This is a genomic window from Lactococcus sp. FSL K6-0773 (genome assembly GCF_038006485.1).
GTDB classification, from domain to species: domain Bacteria; phylum Bacillota; class Bacilli; order Lactobacillales; family Streptococcaceae; genus Lactococcus; species Lactococcus lactis.
Genome location: NZ_JBBOVF010000001.1, coordinates 19195 through 36775, shown reverse-complemented (window position 1 = coordinate 36775; position 17581 = coordinate 19195). Strand labels below are relative to the sequence as shown.

Genomic DNA, 17581 nt, shown 5'->3' with positions numbered 1-17581 from the left:
CCTTCAACGTCTTCTTTATTCTAACATTTTATAGATGTCTTTTGCTCACTTTTTCCTTTCATTTATCTAACTGTTTGGATTCGCCACTGTTGATTGATTTGCATTAGTTTAAGCGCTCCCTTTTGATCGGTTCTCAGTATTCTGATTTGGTTTTTTTTTAATGTTTCTAAAGTTTCTTGATTGGGATGTCCATATCGATTTTTCTCTCCAACCGAAATGAGGGCAAGTTTGGGATTAATTTCTTTAATAAAGTCAGGGTTTGAACTTGTTTTACTGCCATGATGACCTACTTTTAAGACATCAAATTTCAATTTAGGATAATTCTTGAGCAGTTCTTTTTCTCCTTCTTGTTCTAAATCCCCTGTAAATAGAAATTTTGTATGATAAAAATTTCCATAAGTCACGATAGAATCATTATTATCCCCTTTTCCTGTATAACCATTTGATAAAACTTGTAAAGCACTATCAAAGATTGGAATTTTATCTCCAACTTTACTGATGTGAATCGCAATATTTGCTTTCTTCAATTTTTCTACAAAATGATTATTTGTCAGTTCACCGGGGCTAACCCAAATTTCTTTTATTTTTATTTTATCAGCTAAATTCAAAAAAACTCCAACATGGTCAGCGTCCGTATGCGTCAAAATGAGCTGGTCGATTTGACTTACTCCAACAGATTCAAGATATGGAATGAGTGTTTTTTCGGCATTTGTTTGACTTTGAGGTTTTTGCCAACTTTCTTGCGGAAGGGCTAATCGTCCGCCTGTATCAATCAAAATTGTTTTTTTATTAAATTTATCTTGCAAAAAAATACTATCCCCTTGGCCAATATCAACTGCTGTGATACTGGGGTAAACTGGATTTTTACAAATAAAAAAACTACAAACAATTAGGCCAGCAAAAATTATTTGTCTTCTTTTCTTAAAGAGATTATCAATTAACAAACCGATTAGGAAAAATAAGATTAATAATTCAATTGGCCGGGGATTCCCTAAAACCAAAGGATAATGTAAGGGTAAATCAACCTCATGAATTAGCCATTCTAGAATTTGAAAAATATGATTTATATTAAAATTATAGCCAATTAGAGACAAGAGAAAAGTTCCTAATAGTAAAGGCAATAAGATTACATCAAATAAAAAGCCAAAGCCAATCGTCAGTAAAATTGAAAAAGGCTGAAAGATATGAAAATCCAAAATGAGTAAAGGTAAAACACTCAAAGAAATCACTGATGATTCTGTCAGTAATTTTCTTATTCCTTTTAGTTCTGAAATTTTATGATTAATCATTGAAATGACAAAAGCATAAAATAAAGTTAGTTGTCCTCCTGTTGTCAGTAAAAATTTAGGACTGACAATCATCAGAAGAAAGGTTGTCACTGCTAGGTTATCTAAAGGATTTAGACGAATATTTTTTTGAAATAAAGCTCGTAATACTGAAACCGAAAATCCTGTCATAAATGCATAAAAAATTGAAAAGGGAATTTGCCAAATATTTAATTTTTCTCTCGTTATTCCTAGTCGAAGAATAATTCTACGAAACCAATCAATGAAAAAATTAACTTGCATTCCCGATAAGGCAAAAAGATGAATAATTCCTAATGAACTGTAAATGTCTCCTATTTGATTAAAATCTTTACTTAAAAAGCCAAAAAGTAAGCCAGTCATATAATCATTCATTGGCTTTGGAAAATGAGTTTGTGACCAGACAATTGCTTTTCGTCTTAAAACATGGAGGTCAAAAGTGTCGTTTAAAACTATTTTATTAATTTTATCAATCGTAATTTGCCGATAAATATTCTGACTCGCTAAATACTTTTGATTATCGAATCCATTAAAATTTCTTTGTTTTTCTGGAATTTGAAGGTTTCCTGTGAAACTCAGCTGACAATTTTGACTTAGATTTTGATAAAATTTTTGTTCTTTTTTACTTTTTAGAGTCTCGTAAACTTGATAATTTTGGCCTCTTTCTTTTCCTTGAAAACTTAATAAATCACCATTAACTTGGATAGTGTCGGGGATCATTGTAATTTTGGAAAGAGTGGTTGGCTGATTTTCACTATTCTTAATCGTATCCATTTTTACTACTAAGAAAAAACTTCCCATAACTAATAAAAATGGGATGACTAAATAATATTTTCTATATAAGGCAAGTAAACTTGAAAAAATGAACAAAATGAGACAAATTAAATTAAAATTGAAGATTAAAAAATACAAGATAACAGAAAGATAAGCTAAAAATATCAAAGGAATTTTATTCAAAACACAACTCATCTTTCAATTTTTCTAGTGTTTTATCTCCAAAACCAGAAACTTTTCCCAAGTCTTCAAGTGATTTGAAATCACCATTTTTCGTCCGAAAATCGATGATGTCTTGAGCTTTTTTCTGACCAACACCTGTTAATTTTTGTAGTTCAGTCAAATCTGCTTGATTGATATTTATTTTTTCAGTGGTTTTTGAGACTTGACTAGTGACCGAATTAGCAGAGCTGTCAGTATTTTCTGTGCTTGAATTTTCACCAATTTTTGGGACATAAATTACTTCTTCATCTTTTAATTTTGCTGACAGATTAATTGATTTCTGGTCAGCTTGGTCAGTAAAACCACCAGCTTCTTTAATTAAATCAACTAGACGTTCATCTGACGAAATTTGATAGACATTAGGCTTTGTTACCGCACCTTTTAAATCAACCATAATTTTACTGACAGATTTTTCATTAGGTTCACTAAATTTACTGACAGAGCTTTGCCTGCTGACAGAACTTAAATTTTCTACTGACAGATTTGTAGTTGGCTTTTGACCGTTGGTTAAAACGTAAAAAATCCCACCAGCAATGAGCCCACAAACAACTAAAACAATCATTTTCCAATATTCTTTTACTTTTTCTAAAATCTTATCCATACTTTTATATACGAAAAAACTCTTGGAAAGTTTCCAAGAGTTGAATTATAAAATATTTTTTATTTAAAGATGAATCGATAAGCCAAAATTATTAGAATGATAATGATGACAAGAGCTAGACGCAATGGAGAATTTCTCCGCCATGGATTTTTCTTTTCACCATTTTCACTGACCAGTCTGTCAGTTGTTTTTTTCTTTGAATTTCGACCTGTCAGTCCTTTAAAAAGTTGACTCATAATTTTTTCGTCGCTGTAAGAAAGAACATTTCGCGCATAAATTTTCTCACCCGCTTTTGCTATTGCAAGCGTTGCTAAAAGTTGTAATCCAAGAGCAATCCAGGCTTCTGTCGTTGTTGAATATTGAATAGCCAGTCGGCTAGTCATCAATGTTGGACTGATAAATGGAATAAAACTAAGAACTTTCAAAACAATATTCCCCGGAACAGTCGAGCCAGCAATTCCCCCAATATAACCAATCATCGCTAAAAAGGCAATTGGCTGAGTAGCTTGTTGCACCTGAGCTTGTTCATTAACCAGAGATGCCACAATTGATGCGAGAATTAAATAACCTAAAATCCCAATTAAAGACATGGCTACCAAATAAATTCCGAAACCGAAAGTAATCCCTGAAAGCATGGCACCAATTGCTTTAATCTGATCTAAATTTTTGATAAAAGGATAAGCAATTCCAAAACCAAGCACATAAATTCCAAGCTGAGTCGCTAATAGTAGAATTACACCAATAATTTTCCCATAATACTGTACGTTTGAGCTAGTGGCCGCGAGTAACGTCTCCATAATTCGACTAGATTTTTCATTACCAATTTCCTGTCCGATGATTCCCACATACATCATCATCAATGTGAAAATTAAAATCGAGGCAATGGAGCCAATTGCGATATTCGCGCCAGTCTGTCCATCACCTGTTGACTTTTGTCCAGAACTTGTTTGTGTTTTCATTGTAAACTTAGCTGGACTAAGAAGGTCTTGAACATCAGCGGCTGACAGATTGAGACGTTGTGCTGTTTTTGAAATATTAACTTGAGTCAGCGCAGTTTGAAAACTTGATTGGTCAAATTTGACACTTGATTTATTATCAGTGACAATGGTATAAGCTCCATTATCTTCGGTTAAAAATCCATCAATTTTTCCGGAAGAAAGGTCTTTCTTAGCGTCATCTAAAGAAGACTCGTTACGAATATCTGCTTTTAAAGTGTCATTTTTAGAAAGAATCTGAGTTAGAGCAGGATTATCGACTACAGCCATTTTTGGACTTTGATTAGCCCCGCTACTGATGACTAAACCGATAATTAAATAAATCGCTCCTAGCAAAAATGGTGAAAGGACAAGTGCCCAAAAGCCCACTCCTTTGACACGACTTCGGTAAATATTTTTTGCAACAAGCCAAGTTTGATTTTTCATTTTATTTCCTCACTTCTTGCACTTAAATTTTCTTGATTGTTCTCAGCTGCTTCCATTCGGAAAATTTCATCTAGTGACGGTGGAGACTGAACAAATGCTTGAACATAGCCATCTTTAGCCACTTTTTGGAAAATTTCACGTCCAACTTCTGCCTCAGATATTTTTATTGAACGACCACTTCCTCTTTTTTCAATTGATTCAACTCCTGTAATTACAGAGAGCTCTTCATTGGGCAGATCAGACTCCAAATAAATACGGGTACGGCCATAAGAAGCTCGAATGGCTTCAACCGTTCCATTTAAAATTGTTTGACCGCCTTTTAGCATTAACAAATGGTCAGATAAAAGCTCAACATCACTCATATTATGGTTAGAGAAAATAACCGCCGCTCCCTTATCACGACTCCGTTTAATCTCATTTCGCAAGAGTTCTGTATTCACTGGGTCAAGCCCTGTAAATGGCTCATCCAAAATCAAAAATTCAGGCTCATGAATCAAAGTGGCAATGAATTGAATTTTTTGGGCATTCCCTTTAGAAAGGGTTTGAACTTTGTCGGTTGGTTTACCAACGACCTCTAAACGTTTCATCCAGTCTTGTAACTTTATCCGGGCATCTGCTCGTTTCATTCCATGGAGTTCCGCAAAATAAAGAATTTGGTCTTCAACTGTCATCTTTTGATAAAGACCACGTTCTTCGGGTAAGAAACCAATTTTTTGCTTGATTTCTTGCGTAATCGGTCCATCTTGCCAAGTAATTTTCCCTTGGTCAGCTGATATAAAATTAAGAATCATCCGAAAAGTCGTTGTTTTCCCAGCACCATTTTGACCAATTAAGCCCATAACTTCACCTGGTTTAACAACCATATTGAGATTATCAACAGCGATTTTATCACCAAAGCTTTTTCGAACTTTGTCAATCTTTAATGTCATAATTTTCCTTACTCTTCCTTTTTTTCTAATTATATCATTTTATTTTCACTTTTAACCTCCTTTTCCCTCTTAGGTAAGACAAAAAATGTCTTAATTTTGTCATTTTAATTTTCTTTCTTCATTTGACCTCTAAATCCTAAAAAACTTAGGCTCAAAAGGAGCATGCTTGCAAAAAAAGCAGGTCCAGCAGAACTAAAACTACTCATACCCCACAGCCATCCTTGCCCCTGAGCTAAATAAACTCCTGTGTTGATTAAGTCAATTAGAAAAACTAAACTCAGAATGAGCCACAAAACTTTTAAGCTTTTCATTTTCCGAGATTTTATCCCCAGATGCCAAATCCAAAAAGCAGCAAAAGTAAAGATTAAACTTCCAAAAAGATAAATGAGCTCAACGGATTGAAGCCAGTAAAAATGCTGACTCTCAAGGCTAAAACCAATAACTGTCAATAGTCCTGCAAAAATCAGGACGGGGATAAAAATGGACCAGATAAATTTGTTCATTTTTTCTTCCTTTCTACTTTTAATTTATTTAATTTTATTTTAATATTTTTCTTACCATACACAAAATGTTTTACTTTTTCAATAAAATAATAAAAAATCTTGACTAATTAGCCAAGATTTTTTCTAGTTCATTCTCTGACAAATCTGTCAGTAATTTTATCGCAGTAACTTTATCAGTAGTTTGGAGAGAGCGTTCTAACCAAACAATACCATACCATTGTTCAAACTTATAACCCGCTTTTGGAAAAAGTCCAATTTGTTCAAAACCAAATTTTTTATGAAATGCAACACTTGCTGGATTTGGATAGGTAATACAAGCATAAGCACGCTGATAATTAAGTACCGATAAAGCTGTCAGTAACTTTTGGTAAAGGGCACTACCAGCGCCATGTTGCCGTTCATTTTCATCTAAATAAATTGATAATTCAACCACCCAATCATAAGCCGCCCGTTCTCGATAAGCGCCAGCATAAGCATAACCAATGATTTTGTCATTTTCAATCGCCACAATATAAGGATAGCGACTTCCTATTTTTTCAATTCGCTTTTCAAATTCTGCAATCGTTGGGACTTCATACTCAAAAGTAATGGCAGTTTTTTCAACATAAGGTTTATAAATTTCTAAAAGTCTTTTAGCATCAGACTTTTTCGCTAATCTAAACTCCATTTCCTTCTCCTTTACATTTTTAACTATTATACACCATTTATTAATTACTGACAGAAATTTCTACACATTTTTATTTAACACTTTTTTATCAGAGATAAATAAAAAATTACTGACAGCTCTGTCAGTAAAAATTTTCCATAATAAAAAAGCTGGATGCTCCAACTTTTACATCTTAACCAACAATTGTCACAATGACTAAACCAATCAAAGTTAGAATCACAACAAATCCTGCATTTACAATTGTAAAATATTTTACAAATCCTCGCGTTTCACCACGCGCATTCATTCTAATAACTTTGTAAGCAATCAGCGTTGCCATTGACGAAACAATTGTGCCAATTCCCCCAATATCAGCTCCAAGCACCAAAGAAACAGCATGAGGAGTGAACGGAGAAATCAAAATTGGGGCCGCGATATTAGAGATAAATTGACTCATAATCACAGTTCCTAAAAAAGAAGCCTGCGGTCCAACTAAAGTATTACTGATAAAATCAGTCAACACACTGATATTAGCAATATTTCCTACAATCAAAAAGAAAAAGATAAATGTAAATAAAAGATGATAATCAATTCCTTTAAAAAGTCTCGGACGATAAATTAACACAACTAAAGCAACAATTGCTCCAGCAAGATAAAAATTCACATAGCCAAAAACCGAAGCTGCCATCAATAACATCAAAACAACAAAAATAGAAGTTTCAACTTTATTAAATTGCGTCACTTTAGTTTCAATCACCAAAGGCTCATTATCAATGAATTGACAAGCAATCATCAAAATCAATAAACCCAAAATCCATAAAGCGCCTGTTCCTTTAAAAAAGTCCAAATTAGTTAAAGCGGCACCACCATGATGTGCTGCTACTTTATAAAAAGAATACAAATAAAGATTATGCGGATTACCTTGCGGAAGTAAGGCAGAACCAATGTGACAGGCCGGAACAATCAATGCTGCTCCAATATAAACTGACTTTCGGTTTTTAATTTCTTTAGTAATCGCTAAATAGAGCGGTAAAACCGTCAAAATTGTTAAATCATTTGTAAAAAAAACGGCTAAAAAGAAGGTAAGTAGCGTCGTAAATCGAACGAGCTGACGCGTTGTTGTACTTCTTTTAACTAAGGATTGTCCCAAATACTGTAACAAACCTGTTTCTTTAAAACCACCAATTACAAGCATCAAACCTGAAACCGTAACGATGACGTGACAATTAAAGAAACGCGTTGTCACTCCACCCAAACTAATGGCAATAATTGCAATAATAAACGAAATCAGAAAAACTTTGTCCACTAGAAACCAATTTTTAATGGCCGTCCATACTTTTTGGGATTCGCGCTGAGTAGCTGAATGTTCCACTACTTCTCCTAACTAGCATATAAAATTTTGCACCACAATAAATTATACCATCTAAAGATGACAGTGACAAGCTTTTTCTCATATAAAAGTAAATTAATTTTAAAGGGACTTTTTCAAGTAGAAAATACATTTATTATCCATAGATTCCATCTAAAATTTCATCAAAAAAATCCCCCTGACTAGGAGGGATTTGAAAGAAATTAAGCTACTCGCTATAGCTTATTTACGTAACCATGACTTTTAGGTAAACGCTTTCCTATAAGGATAAATATATTTCATCATTTTGTGTATCCGTTTGCAAGAATTAACTGAAATAGATTTAATCTTTTTTTATATTAGAAGTCATATAAGACTTTTTAACTTTTACAGAAAAATTTCAACTACCATTTTTCTAAGACCAAAGCCATTTCCCAAAAATCAGCCTCCATTTTACTACTAATCAAAAAAGCCTCAAGCATCTGTTCTTGCTCTTGTTCATCACTTTCTTGATAAAGCCGATTAATAATATCACACTCTTTTGCGATTTGGACGGTAGCTTCTTCACTCGCATAGGTTTCAATCCATTTTTGATACAAAGGATTGGGCGACCCCACCTCAATTAATCGTAAACCAATTTCATGATATAGCCAAGCACAAGGCAACATTCCCGCAATTGCACTATTGACAGAGCCATCAATAAGCTGACGATACATATGAGAAACATAATGATAAGCAGTGGGAGCAACCGGCGTTTCTAAAATTTCTTGTTCACCAATCTCTAATTCTTTAAAAAATCCCTCGCGAACAAAAATCTCTCCATTTTTTAGTTCTTCGGCATTTAATCTTAAATGTGCTTGAATCTCTTCACTAGCAGATTTCTTGGCAATAAGAAAATATAACTTACTAAAATGTTCAAGATAATAACGGTCTTGCAACAAATAATAGCGAAAAACCTCAGGAGCTAATTCTCCACTCACTAATCCTTGAATAAAAGGATGCTCAAAACTTCTTTCCCAAAATATTGATGATTTTTCTCTTGCTAATTCAGTAAATAACATTTCATTTCTTCCTTCATAATATTAAAAACATATGCCTATTCATTAAAATAAACTTGCCAATGTCGATGACAATTTGGATTAAAAGCGGAGCTGCACTTGATACACTCTCCTCGCGAATAATCATTAAAATTTAATTTTTTTCCACAATGGCCACAAAGTACTGGAAAGTCTTCTTTATCAGTAGCCCTAAATAAATGATTCTCTAATTCATCGTGACAATGATAACAAGAAAAATACTTTTCACAGTCTGAACATTTTAGGGCGACAATATCATTTTCTTGATGATAATGAGTACACCTGCCTTCCTCATCTATCACTTTCCCCCAGATTTTTTCTCGCAATAAAATTCACCTTTCATTACCAATCAACTTTCACAACTTCGCCACTTTTAAAAGTTTGTAATTCTCCTGATTTTGCTTTTAAAATCAAGCTTCCGTCATCAGAAATTCCTTCTACTTTTCCATTAACAGCTTTTGTTCCCAATTTTAAAGTCACATTTTTACCAAACAACAATGACCTCTTTCGATACTCATCAATTAAATCTGGCTGTCTATAATTTGCGAAATTATTTATCACTTCTTTAGCCATTTCTGCTAAAAGCTGATTTCTGTCTATCTTAAACTCAGGATTTATTCCCTGAGCCTTTTCGGATAAATCTGCTGGAAAATCTTTTGTTGACAGATTTAAGCCAATTCCCATAATGAAATTTCCAGCAGAGCTTGATTCTAAATCTAAAGCAGCTTCAGTGATAATTCCGCCAACTTTATAGGTTCCCAAATAAATATCATTAACCCATTTGAGTTGAAAGTTTTTATCTTTATAAAATTGTTCAAGGACCTTGACAACGGCCACAGCCGTACTTGTCGTCAATAATCCTATTTTCAAAATATCATGACTGGGGTTGGGTAAAATAAGACTAAAATATAATCCAGTATCACTTGGAGAATAGAAATTTCGGCCACGCCGACCGTGTCCCTCCGTTTGATTATTTGCAACAAAAATAAAAGGTTGTTTGACCTCATGTGAAGACAAATATTGCTTCGCTAACTCTTGCGTAGAAGTCACCTCATCAAAAACAAAAATTTTATCTTCAAATTTCATTCCACTATAAAAATTTATCGTATCTTCATCTAATGATTCATTTCCAACATACTTATAGCCCAAATTTTTACGACTTTCGATTTGATTGCCCTTGCGCTTTAAAGTATTAATTGCTTTCCAGATACTTTCTCGACTAAGCTTTAGCTCCTCAGCTAATTCATCACCCGAAACCCAGTTTCCTTTTTGTTGAAGAAGTTTTAACAAGACAAATTGTTTTGTTGTTCGCATAATTATCACTTTCTAAAATACATTTCAAAGCCTCCTTCTTTTCTAAGACGTCGCACGATAAGAACAGTCAAAATGGCTTTGATACAATCACCAGGAATAAAAACTAAATTAGAAATCAACGAAGTAATTAATGGAATATTAGATTGAATAGATAGCCAGATTGCTCCGACTAGATCAACAAAAATAACTCCAAACACTAAAACAATGATTAATTCTCCAATCCAATTCTTTGAAGCTGTAATTTGCAATTTCTTAAGGAAAAAACCTATTAAAAATGGTGTAAAAAGCCAAGCAATTCGGTAGCCTCCCGAAGGCCCTAAAAAGCTCGCTGCTCCGCCATTTCCACCCGTTAAAACAGGTAAGCCAATTAAAGCTAAGGTAAGAAATGCTCCTACCGAAATTGTACCATATTTGGGGCCAAGAAGTCCCCCAGCCATCATTATTCCCATATTTTGCAAGATAATTGGGACAGGAATAAAACCAATTGGTATTCCTGGTAAAAATCCTAGAATAATAATAAATGCAGTCATAAAGGCTGAATACGTTAATGTTTTGACTTTTTGATTCTTAGTCATATTTGCTACTCCTGATTTTATATTTTACAATAAAAGAATTTTTTATTATACTGATATCATATCAAACAGTAACCCTAAAATCAAATTTAGGTTAACTGTTAATTTTATTATTTGCTTTTTTATTCACACAAAGGAAAATTTTAGATGGAAAAAAATAAATTTAATTTTTCAAAACTGGCCGCACTTTTTACTGATTATCCAGCTCTTAAAATAGGCGAAATTTCATATAGCTACCAACAAATCAATGATTTAATACAAAGAAAATTAACAGATTATAGCCACTCCTCTAAAACTGTTATTACTCTAATAAATGATAGTCCCTTGAACTTTATTATTGATTTTCTCGCAATTATCGAAAGTGGAAATTACCCACTTGTCGTGGATAAATCTTTTAAGAAAAAGTCTTTTAAATTCGGACTTATCCCTGAGGATACTCTGTTTTTAGCAAGTACATCTGGGACAACTGGACCGCCCAAAATCTATTATCGTAACTGGGAATCTTGGAAAATGGGTTTTGAAGTTTGTGATGATTTATTTCATTTGAGCAACTCACAAGCTCTTGCAACTACTAGCCCACTAACTACTTCATTAGGACTTCATACACTCATGTGTGCTTTATATTTAGGAAAAACCTTCCTAACAATTACAAATCCTTCACAATTTATAAATATTACAGAAAACTATGCTCTCTTTACCGTCCCAACCTATCTCTTAAATAACCTCAATGAATTATTTGCTTTAACTTCTCCAGAGATTATTTTTTTAGGTGGAGGAACACTGAGCCCAGAGGCGATTAATAAAGTAAGAAAAAAACTTCCGCAAACTCAAATGATTGAGTTTTATGGAAGCTCTGAAACAAGTTTTATTTCATGGCAAGCAGTTAATGAGGGTAAAAAAACATCATCTGTAGGAAAACTCTTTCCACACGTAGAACTTACTTTAGGACCAAAATATCGTCTTACAGTTAAAAGTCCTTATTTATTTTCTGGCTATCTTAATCAACCTTATCCACAATCATGGACAACTGATGATTTAGGAACCTTAAAAAATAATCATCTTTATTTATTTGGACGTCGGTCTGACATTATCGAACATGGTGCAAATAAAATTTTTCCAGAAGAAATTGAGCGTATGGCAAAAGATTTATGTGAAGACTGCATCGCTTTTGGAGTGTTTGATGAAAGATATAGTCAAAAAATTGCTCTACTACTCTTAAAACCTATCGAGAAAGAGAAATTAATCAAAATACTAGCTCAAAGACTTCCTAAATACAAACTTCCTCAAATATATTTAGAAACTCCCACTCTTAATTTTACTAAAAATCAAAAAATATCCAGAAAAGAATTAGAAAAAGAATATTTTAGAGGTGTCTATCATGAGCTTTAAAAATCCCGTCGGTATCATAGCAGCAAACCGTTTACCTATAGGAAAAATCAATGGTTTTTATAAAAAAATTTCTCCTGAAACTTTATATCAAAATCTAATTAAACAACAATTTAATAAAAATCTACTTCTCAAAAAAGCTGATATTGACTATATTATTTTGGGAAATGTGACTAATCAAGGAGGAAATTTAGCTCGACGTTGTGCCTTAAAAGCAGGATTTTCTAGCCAGGTCCCAGCTTTTACAATTGACCAGCAGTGCGGTTCTGGACTGACAGCTATGATTAGCTCTGCAAACTACATTATTTCTGGTGAAGCTTCCGTTATTTGTACAGGAGGGGTAGAAAGCACATCTCAAGCCAATATTGTGCTTGATTCAGAGAGTTATCAGCCGATTAACCGATTTAAAATGGCTCCTGAACCCTATGAAGATTTCGACATGGGAACAATTGCCGATATGACAGCCCTAAAATACAATATTCCTCGTAGTGTTCAAGACCTTTACGCTCTAAATAGTCATAAAAAAGCGACTCAAGCTATTGAAGGAAAACTTTTAGAAAATGAAGTTTTTCCCTATCAAGATGAAGGATTTACAATAAGTAGCGATCAAACTGTTCGTCCTAAATCCTCAATGGAAGCTTTGAGCAAATTAACCCCTGCTTTTACCACTAACGGAACAGCCACTGCTGGAAACTCTTGCCCAATAAACGATGGTGCTTCTTCAATCATATTGTCATCCACTAATAATCCTTTTGATTTTCAAGGCTATTATTTAGGACAAACAACTATTGCTTTATCTCCATCAGATTTCTTATTAGGCCCAATAAAAGCAACTGAAAAACTTTTACAGAAATTTAACCTTAAACTTAATGATATTGAGGCTATCGAATTAAATGAAGCCTTTGCCAGTCAGGCCATTTTATTCCAAAATTATTTTAAGCTTGATGATATAAAATTAAATGCTTATGGTGGTTCCCTTGCATTTGGTCATCCTTACGGTGCAACTGGTGGCATTCTAATTTCTCGACTCTTAAATCGCCTAAACCAAGTGCAAAAACCATGTCTTGGCATCGCAACTTTGTGCGTAGCTGGAGGTATGGGAATCAGTGTACTGATAGGTAATCAATGGTATCAAAAATGATTTTAATCGCTCAAAAAAGTCTTCCAAGACATTTTAAATTAGAGGGCCAAAAAAATTTTCTCTCCTTACTTCCACAATTGTGGCAAGAATTAGAAGGAATTCCCTACAGTCTTAAAAATGGAGAAAATTGGTTACTATCCGAAGAAATTATTCGATATCCATCTTCTAATTATTCATTTGATAAACTGAAACTTTATTTACTAAGTGAACACATCACTCGTCATTCAAAAAAATATATAATCAATCTAAGTCTTGAAATAACTAGCAATACAAAGTTATTGGCACAAATTAACCTAAGTCTATTATCTGAGGATTCCTGGAATGAAATTATACAAAAAAATCAATAAGGCTGATTTAATTGATTATCTTCAATCAGTTAAAGATACCAATTCTTTACACTACGGTAAAAATCCCATTATACCTGGAAATTTTTTATTATTTATTTTAGAAGAGATGTATCAAGAGTTCTATTCTATGCCTTTATCATACTTAAAAGCAAATTTCTGCTCACCAGCCTATTTGAATGAACGCTTTTGTTTTATATTTAATCAAAACGCTTTTCAAATTACTGACAGAAATCAAACATTAATCCTAAAAGGAGAATGGAAGCAATGAACAAACGAACAATTTTGATTACCGGTGCAACAAGGGGAATCGGCTGGGCAATTGCTCAGAAAGCTGCTCAAGCCAATCACAAAGTCATTTTAACTGGCCGTGACCCACTTAGTTTAAAAAGTAGAGCTGAAGAATTGAAAAAAAATTTCCCAAAACAGAAATCCAAGCTATTCCACTAGATGTTTCTAATCGCTCTAGCGTTGCTAATGCAGCCAAATTAATAAAGGATATTGATATTCTAATTAATAATGCTGGAATTACTGCTGATAGTACTTTTAAGAAAATGAGCCCAGAAATTTGGGATGAAGTCATTTCTGTCAATTTGACTGGTGTATTTAATAGTACTCACGCTTTGCTTGATAAAATCAATCAAGGTGGACAAATCATTACACTAACTTCAAAATCAGCTTTATTTGGTAACTTTGGGCAAGCAAACTACGCGGCGTCCAAAGCCGGCATCATTGCTTTTACGAAAACACTAGCTAAAGAATTGCAAAAAAGTATGATACGAGTAAATTCTGTTTCTCCTGCTGCCGTAACTGATATGACTCTACCAGTATTAAAAAGTTTAAAAGAAACTTATGGTCAGAATATCCCTGATGAATGGAAAATGGGTTCAAGCTCTGATGTCGCTAATTTTATTATTAATGATTTAATTGAAAGCGAAATGACAGGCAAAATTTTTTCCATTAACGGCTCTGAGATTGGCTATTGGCAAGAACCTACATTTCATAAACTTTAATAAGGTATAGAAAGAGAATTAAATGACTTGGTATCACGAATTAGGAATAAAATATCCTCTTTTTCAAGGTGGAATGGCTTGGGCTTCTAATGCTGAATTAGTAGCTGCTGTTTCAAACAATGGAGCTTTGGGAATTATTGGTAGCGGCGGACGGACAGCAAATGAACTGAGAAGAATGATAAGAAAAACAAAAACTCTCACTTCACAGCCTTTTGGCGTTAATTTAATGTTACTCGATAAAAATATCAAGCAACTTTTAGAAGTGATTTGTGAAGAAAAAATATCAGTAGTGACAACTGGTGCAGGAAGTCCTAAAGAAATTATTGATACTATAATTGCTAATAATATCAAACTTTTCCCTGTGGTTCCCAATAAAGAAATTGCTCTAAAAATGTTAAATCTTCCTATCTCCGGAATCATTGTAGAAGGAAATGAAGCAGGAGGTCACGTGGGGAGCCAAAACTTGGCCTCACTTCTCAAAGAAATTGCTCCAATCTGTCCCTTACCGCTCATCGCTGCTGGTGGAATTTATGATCACCATACTGCTTCTTTGGCTAATATTTTAGGTGCAAATGGAGTACAAGTTGGCACCGCCTTTTTATTGGAAAAAGAATGTCAAATTTCACCAATTTACCAAGAATTAATCTGCAAAGGTGAAGAAAATGGAACAAGTTTAATCTCAGATAAGAATGGCCATCTGACCAGACTATTAAATATCTCATCAGAATATCCTTTAAATAAATCATTGAAAGCCGCAGTAGAAAAAGGTGATTTAATCAATGGTGCATTTATGGCTGGTAGCTCTTCTGCTTATCTTGAAAAAATTGAGCCTGTTGAAAATATTATTCAACGAATTATGAAAAAATAAAATTTAGATTAATCCTCTTTATTATTTAAAGTGATTCTACCAGAGTTTTCATTGTACCTATTTTCTCTAATATCACAAACTAAGTAAGATATAAATCATAAAAAAATACTCCCCAAAATCAAGGGAGCAGATTTTTTATTTTACCCAATAGAACCCTCCATTTAAAAATGGAATTACTTAATCTCATGATATGACCTAAAACATTGATACATAAGCCTTAATAGATTTAGAACATTTTCAAAAAAACGTCATATTCACATAGAAGTTTAAGGCTTATGCCCCTTTTGTGCCCCTTTTATTTTATGGTTCTTGCTGGACTCGAACCAGCGACCGAACGGTTAGCTTCCAACTGAGCTAAAGAACCGAAATATGATAATCTGTAGCACTTATCTTGGTTATTATATAAGATCTGTATGGATGGAACTGCAGATTATCAAGTGTTTGTAAATGAATGTTTTTCTCATCCACTAAAACTATTATACAACTTTTTTAATAAATAAAAAAAGCCACTCCGAAGAATGGCTAATGAGGAGAATAAAACTCTTCATCGATGTCCAATATTATTATAACATAAAAAGCACCCTATTGGAGTAAGGCCCTTAGGAGTAAATTTATAATCGACGACTATATTTGAATTTTTTTAAAAAATACGTTATACTTAAACTTACATAAGGAGAATAAATATGGAATATAAATTGTTGTTAGATGATTTGTTGACAAAACTCTCGGAGTCCGGTATTAATATTGAAGAACTAAATCTTGTAGAGGAAAGAGCCGATGATGTTTCAGATTTTGTTTTCTCTCATGGTCCTTCTATAAATGATAAATCAAAAATTAATGAATTATTTTCACAAGCTACTGAACTAAAAAAAGAATCCCAACAATGCTGGGATTTTTTTATTTTATAACGTGATTTATTTTTAATCCTTTATCGGGATGAAATAGGAATCGGCTGTTTGTTGTTTCCAAATCTACTGCTAAACCAGAGATTAAGCTTAAAACCCTAGTTGAAGGTTTTATATATCCATTATCTACAGGCATCAAAGCTGATTGCACAGCCAATGAAGTACCTTCGCCAAATAAGTCTAGTGTCATTTTTATAATTGAATAGGGATTGGTGTTTGTACCTGGAGTAATAATAGGTTCTAATGGTAAAGTTGAGGAAACCAAAGATATATCTTTTTCTTCTAATATGCTTATATTTTCCGAGTCTAAGATTTCTGGATAATTTTCCTCAAGGTCCCCAGCTTCATTTTCTAGATAAAGTACTTGATTACTTGGAAAAGTTGTAACTACAAGCTTTATTCCACTATCTTTTAGCATATTATTTAATTTTAAAACATTTTCAACTCCTTTTGCAAACAAAATGATATATTCTATATCATTATTTTGTGCATAGATCTTTGTTTCTTCAAATAATTGATCAATATTGTTAATTTTATTAGTGTTTTTCATTATAGATATTTAAGATACCTTTCATTTTTTGTTTTATCAAGAATATGTTCATCCGGATGAGCGACAAAAGAGTTAAAAATATTAATGGCTTTAAAGCAATCTAAACGTTCTAAATCAATATTCGTACTATCTGGATATGTTAAATGGTTTCCCCACTTTTCTTCATCACTATTTATATGAAAATGCGGAAAATCCTTATAGGGTTTATAATCAAACCTTACAAAATCACTAGGGTCTGTAGTATTTCTTATTTCATAACTATATTTGTTCGTAATTATCGAATTCTGAGTTTTTGGTATAGTAGTCTCTTGAATTTTAATTACATAATTACTATCTCCATAGTTTTTAAAACTTTTATCAATAATTTTTAAAGTAACACTGGTTACCACCGTCTCTCCATTCCTAACACCATAAATAATATCAATGCAATCCTGTACTATGGCTGATTCCAATCGCTCTTGAATATATTTAATAATGTTTTCTAAATAATTTTCTTGTGAAATTTTAAACTCTTTTACCAAAATTTATAGCCTACCTCTCAATCCTTTAATTATTTTCTACATTTCATATCTTATTTATAAATATAATACCATTACAAAAACATTATGGCAAGTAATTATTGGGTAATTCCTTATTATATTAATCTTAAAATCATCCCAAAAGG

At 33.0% G+C, this 17581-nt stretch carries 19 protein-coding genes, 1 tRNA gene and 1 pseudogene; 7 read left to right on the top strand and 14 right to left on the bottom strand.

Going from position 1 to position 17581, the window contains the following annotated elements; translation table 11 throughout:
- Positions 1-62: 62 nt before the first annotated feature.
- The 11 genes from MHB61_RS00230 to MHB61_RS00180 all read right to left on the bottom strand — a co-directional run bounded on the left by MHB61_RS00230 (position 63) and on the right by MHB61_RS00180 (position 10713).
- Complete coding sequence (locus tag MHB61_RS00230; RefSeq protein WP_137016458.1) at positions 63-2273, bottom strand: DNA internalization-related competence protein ComEC/Rec2; 2211 nt, start codon at positions 2271-2273, stop codon at positions 63-65.
- Positions 2254-2901 (bottom strand): ComEA family DNA-binding protein, encoded by a 648-nt coding sequence (locus MHB61_RS00225; RefSeq protein WP_004255240.1) that lies wholly within the window; start codon positions 2899-2901, stop codon positions 2254-2256. The genes MHB61_RS00230 and MHB61_RS00225 overlap by 20 nt, the downstream gene beginning before the upstream one ends.
- 59 nt (positions 2902-2960) lie before the next feature.
- Positions 2961-4322, bottom strand: coding sequence for an ABC transporter permease (locus tag MHB61_RS00220; protein WP_021214597.1), 1362 nt, complete (start codon positions 4320-4322; stop codon positions 2961-2963).
- Entirely contained in the window at positions 4319-5251 is a 933-nt protein-coding gene (locus MHB61_RS00215) for an ABC transporter ATP-binding protein (RefSeq protein ID WP_004255238.1), read from the bottom strand. Before MHB61_RS00215 ends, MHB61_RS00220 begins: the two co-directional genes overlap by 4 nt.
- A 104-nt stretch (positions 5252-5355) precedes the next feature.
- Complete coding sequence (locus MHB61_RS00210; RefSeq protein ID WP_004255236.1) at positions 5356-5754, bottom strand: hypothetical protein; 399 nt, start codon at positions 5752-5754, stop codon at positions 5356-5358.
- Positions 5755-5857: 103 nt separating this feature from the next.
- The gene (locus MHB61_RS00205; RefSeq protein WP_004255233.1) at positions 5858-6421 is read right to left on the bottom strand and encodes a GNAT family N-acetyltransferase; all 564 of its coding nucleotides are present in this window, start codon (positions 6419-6421) and stop codon (positions 5858-5860) included.
- A gap of 172 nt (positions 6422-6593) precedes the next feature.
- Positions 6594-7772 carry an SLC13 family permease gene (locus MHB61_RS00200; RefSeq protein ID WP_021214596.1) on the bottom strand — a complete coding sequence of 393 codons (1179 nt, stop codon included), beginning with the start codon at positions 7770-7772 and terminating at the stop codon, positions 6594-6596.
- A 380-nt stretch (positions 7773-8152) separates the two neighbouring features.
- Positions 8153-8809 carry a thiaminase II gene (tenA, locus tag MHB61_RS00195; RefSeq protein ID WP_004255229.1) on the bottom strand — a complete coding sequence of 219 codons (657 nt, stop codon included), beginning with the start codon at positions 8807-8809 and terminating at the stop codon, positions 8153-8155.
- Between the two features lie 35 nt (positions 8810-8844).
- Positions 8845-9150, bottom strand: coding sequence for a CHY zinc finger protein (locus tag MHB61_RS00190; RefSeq protein WP_010906134.1), 306 nt, complete (start codon positions 9148-9150; stop codon positions 8845-8847).
- 16 nt (positions 9151-9166) lie between these two features.
- Complete coding sequence (locus tag MHB61_RS00185) at positions 9167-10138, bottom strand: biotin--[acetyl-CoA-carboxylase] ligase (protein ID WP_004255227.1); 972 nt, start codon at positions 10136-10138, stop codon at positions 9167-9169.
- A gap of 5 nt (positions 10139-10143) precedes the next feature.
- A complete protein-coding gene (locus MHB61_RS00180; RefSeq protein WP_137016456.1) occupies positions 10144-10713 on the bottom strand; it encodes a biotin transporter BioY in 570 nt (189 codons plus the stop codon).
- A 144-nt stretch (positions 10714-10857) separates the two neighbouring features.
- Between MHB61_RS00180 and MHB61_RS00175 the strand changes: the two genes are divergently transcribed.
- From MHB61_RS00175 to MHB61_RS00145, 6 genes and pseudogenes are all read left to right on the top strand, one after another.
- Positions 10858-12099, top strand: a complete 1242-nt coding sequence (locus MHB61_RS00175; protein ID WP_004255221.1) for an AMP-binding protein — start codon at positions 10858-10860, stop codon at positions 12097-12099.
- Positions 12089-13237, top strand: coding sequence for an acetyl-CoA C-acyltransferase (locus MHB61_RS00170; RefSeq protein ID WP_010906135.1), 1149 nt, complete (start codon positions 12089-12091; stop codon positions 13235-13237). Before MHB61_RS00175 ends, MHB61_RS00170 begins: the two co-directional genes overlap by 11 nt.
- Positions 13222-13584, top strand: coding sequence for a hypothetical protein (locus MHB61_RS00165; RefSeq protein ID WP_010906136.1), 363 nt, complete (start codon positions 13222-13224; stop codon positions 13582-13584). Before MHB61_RS00170 ends, MHB61_RS00165 begins: the two co-directional genes overlap by 16 nt.
- Entirely contained in the window at positions 13559-13852 is a 294-nt protein-coding gene (locus MHB61_RS00160) for a hypothetical protein (protein ID WP_004255215.1), read from the top strand. Before MHB61_RS00165 ends, MHB61_RS00160 begins: the two co-directional genes overlap by 26 nt.
- Positions 13840-14594: pseudogene (locus MHB61_RS00150) on the top strand (SDR family NAD(P)-dependent oxidoreductase). The gene MHB61_RS00160 and the pseudogene MHB61_RS00150 overlap by 13 nt, the downstream one beginning before the upstream one ends.
- Positions 14595-14616: 22 nt before the next feature.
- A complete protein-coding gene (locus tag MHB61_RS00145; RefSeq protein ID WP_004255210.1) occupies positions 14617-15462 on the top strand; it encodes an NAD(P)H-dependent flavin oxidoreductase in 846 nt (281 codons plus the stop codon).
- Between the two features lie 303 nt (positions 15463-15765).
- On the opposite strand, the gene MHB61_RS00140 is transcribed toward MHB61_RS00145, so the two are convergent.
- Positions 15766-15826 (bottom strand) — tRNA-OTHER (locus MHB61_RS00140).
- Between the two features lie 319 nt (positions 15827-16145).
- On the opposite strand from MHB61_RS00140, the gene MHB61_RS00135 reads away from it, so the two are divergent.
- Positions 16146-16370 carry a hypothetical protein gene (locus tag MHB61_RS00135; RefSeq protein WP_137016454.1) on the top strand — a complete coding sequence of 75 codons (225 nt, stop codon included), beginning with the start codon at positions 16146-16148 and terminating at the stop codon, positions 16368-16370.
- Here the strand turns inward: MHB61_RS00135 and MHB61_RS00130 are convergent.
- Both MHB61_RS00130 and MHB61_RS00125 read right to left on the bottom strand, forming a co-directional pair.
- Positions 16360-16917, bottom strand: coding sequence for a hypothetical protein (locus MHB61_RS00130; RefSeq protein ID WP_137016452.1), 558 nt, complete (start codon positions 16915-16917; stop codon positions 16360-16362). The two genes, MHB61_RS00135 and MHB61_RS00130, sit on opposite strands and share 11 nt — an antisense overlap.
- Positions 16917-17438 carry a hypothetical protein gene (locus MHB61_RS00125; RefSeq protein ID WP_137016450.1) on the bottom strand — a complete coding sequence of 174 codons (522 nt, stop codon included), beginning with the start codon at positions 17436-17438 and terminating at the stop codon, positions 16917-16919. The genes MHB61_RS00130 and MHB61_RS00125 overlap by 1 nt, the downstream gene beginning before the upstream one ends.
- Positions 17439-17581 lie beyond the last annotated feature (143 nt).

What these genes read in the sequence shown, in the direction of transcription:
- MHB61_RS00230 (WP_137016458.1), bottom strand. Translation starts at nt 2,273, where the DNA reads ATGAGTTGTGTTTTGAATAAAATTCCTTTGATATTTTTAGCTTATCTT.
- MHB61_RS00225 (WP_004255240.1), bottom strand. Translation starts at nt 2,901, where the DNA reads ATGGATAAGATTTTAGAAAAAGTAAAAGAATATTGGAAAATGATTGTT.
- MHB61_RS00220 (WP_021214597.1), bottom strand. Translation starts at nt 4,322, where the DNA reads ATGAAAAATCAAACTTGGCTTGTTGCAAAAAATATTTACCGAAGTCGT.
- MHB61_RS00215 (WP_004255238.1), bottom strand. Translation starts at nt 5,251, where the DNA reads ATGACATTAAAGATTGACAAAGTTCGAAAAAGCTTTGGTGATAAAATC.
- MHB61_RS00210 (WP_004255236.1), bottom strand. Translation starts at nt 5,754, where the DNA reads ATGAACAAATTTATCTGGTCCATTTTTATCCCCGTCCTGATTTTTGCA.
- MHB61_RS00205 (WP_004255233.1), bottom strand. Translation starts at nt 6,421, where the DNA reads ATGGAGTTTAGATTAGCGAAAAAGTCTGATGCTAAAAGACTTTTAGAA.
- tenA (WP_004255229.1), bottom strand. Translation starts at nt 8,809, where the DNA reads ATGTTATTTACTGAATTAGCAAGAGAAAAATCATCAATATTTTGGGAA.
- MHB61_RS00185 (WP_004255227.1), bottom strand. Translation starts at nt 10,138, where the DNA reads ATGCGAACAACAAAACAATTTGTCTTGTTAAAACTTCTTCAACAAAAA.
- MHB61_RS00180 (WP_137016456.1), bottom strand. Translation starts at nt 10,713, where the DNA reads ATGACTAAGAATCAAAAAGTCAAAACATTAACGTATTCAGCCTTTATG.
- MHB61_RS00175 (WP_004255221.1), top strand. Translation starts at nt 10,858, where the DNA reads ATGGAAAAAAATAAATTTAATTTTTCAAAACTGGCCGCACTTTTTACT.
- MHB61_RS00170 (WP_010906135.1), top strand. Translation starts at nt 12,089, where the DNA reads ATGAGCTTTAAAAATCCCGTCGGTATCATAGCAGCAAACCGTTTACCT.
- MHB61_RS00165 (WP_010906136.1), top strand. Translation starts at nt 13,222, where the DNA reads ATGGTATCAAAAATGATTTTAATCGCTCAAAAAAGTCTTCCAAGACAT.
- MHB61_RS00160 (WP_004255215.1), top strand. Translation starts at nt 13,559, where the DNA reads ATGAAATTATACAAAAAAATCAATAAGGCTGATTTAATTGATTATCTT.
- MHB61_RS00145 (WP_004255210.1), top strand. Translation starts at nt 14,617, where the DNA reads ATGACTTGGTATCACGAATTAGGAATAAAATATCCTCTTTTTCAAGGT.
- MHB61_RS00135 (WP_137016454.1), top strand. Translation starts at nt 16,146, where the DNA reads ATGGAATATAAATTGTTGTTAGATGATTTGTTGACAAAACTCTCGGAG.
- MHB61_RS00130 (WP_137016452.1), bottom strand. Translation starts at nt 16,917, where the DNA reads ATGAAAAACACTAATAAAATTAACAATATTGATCAATTATTTGAAGAA.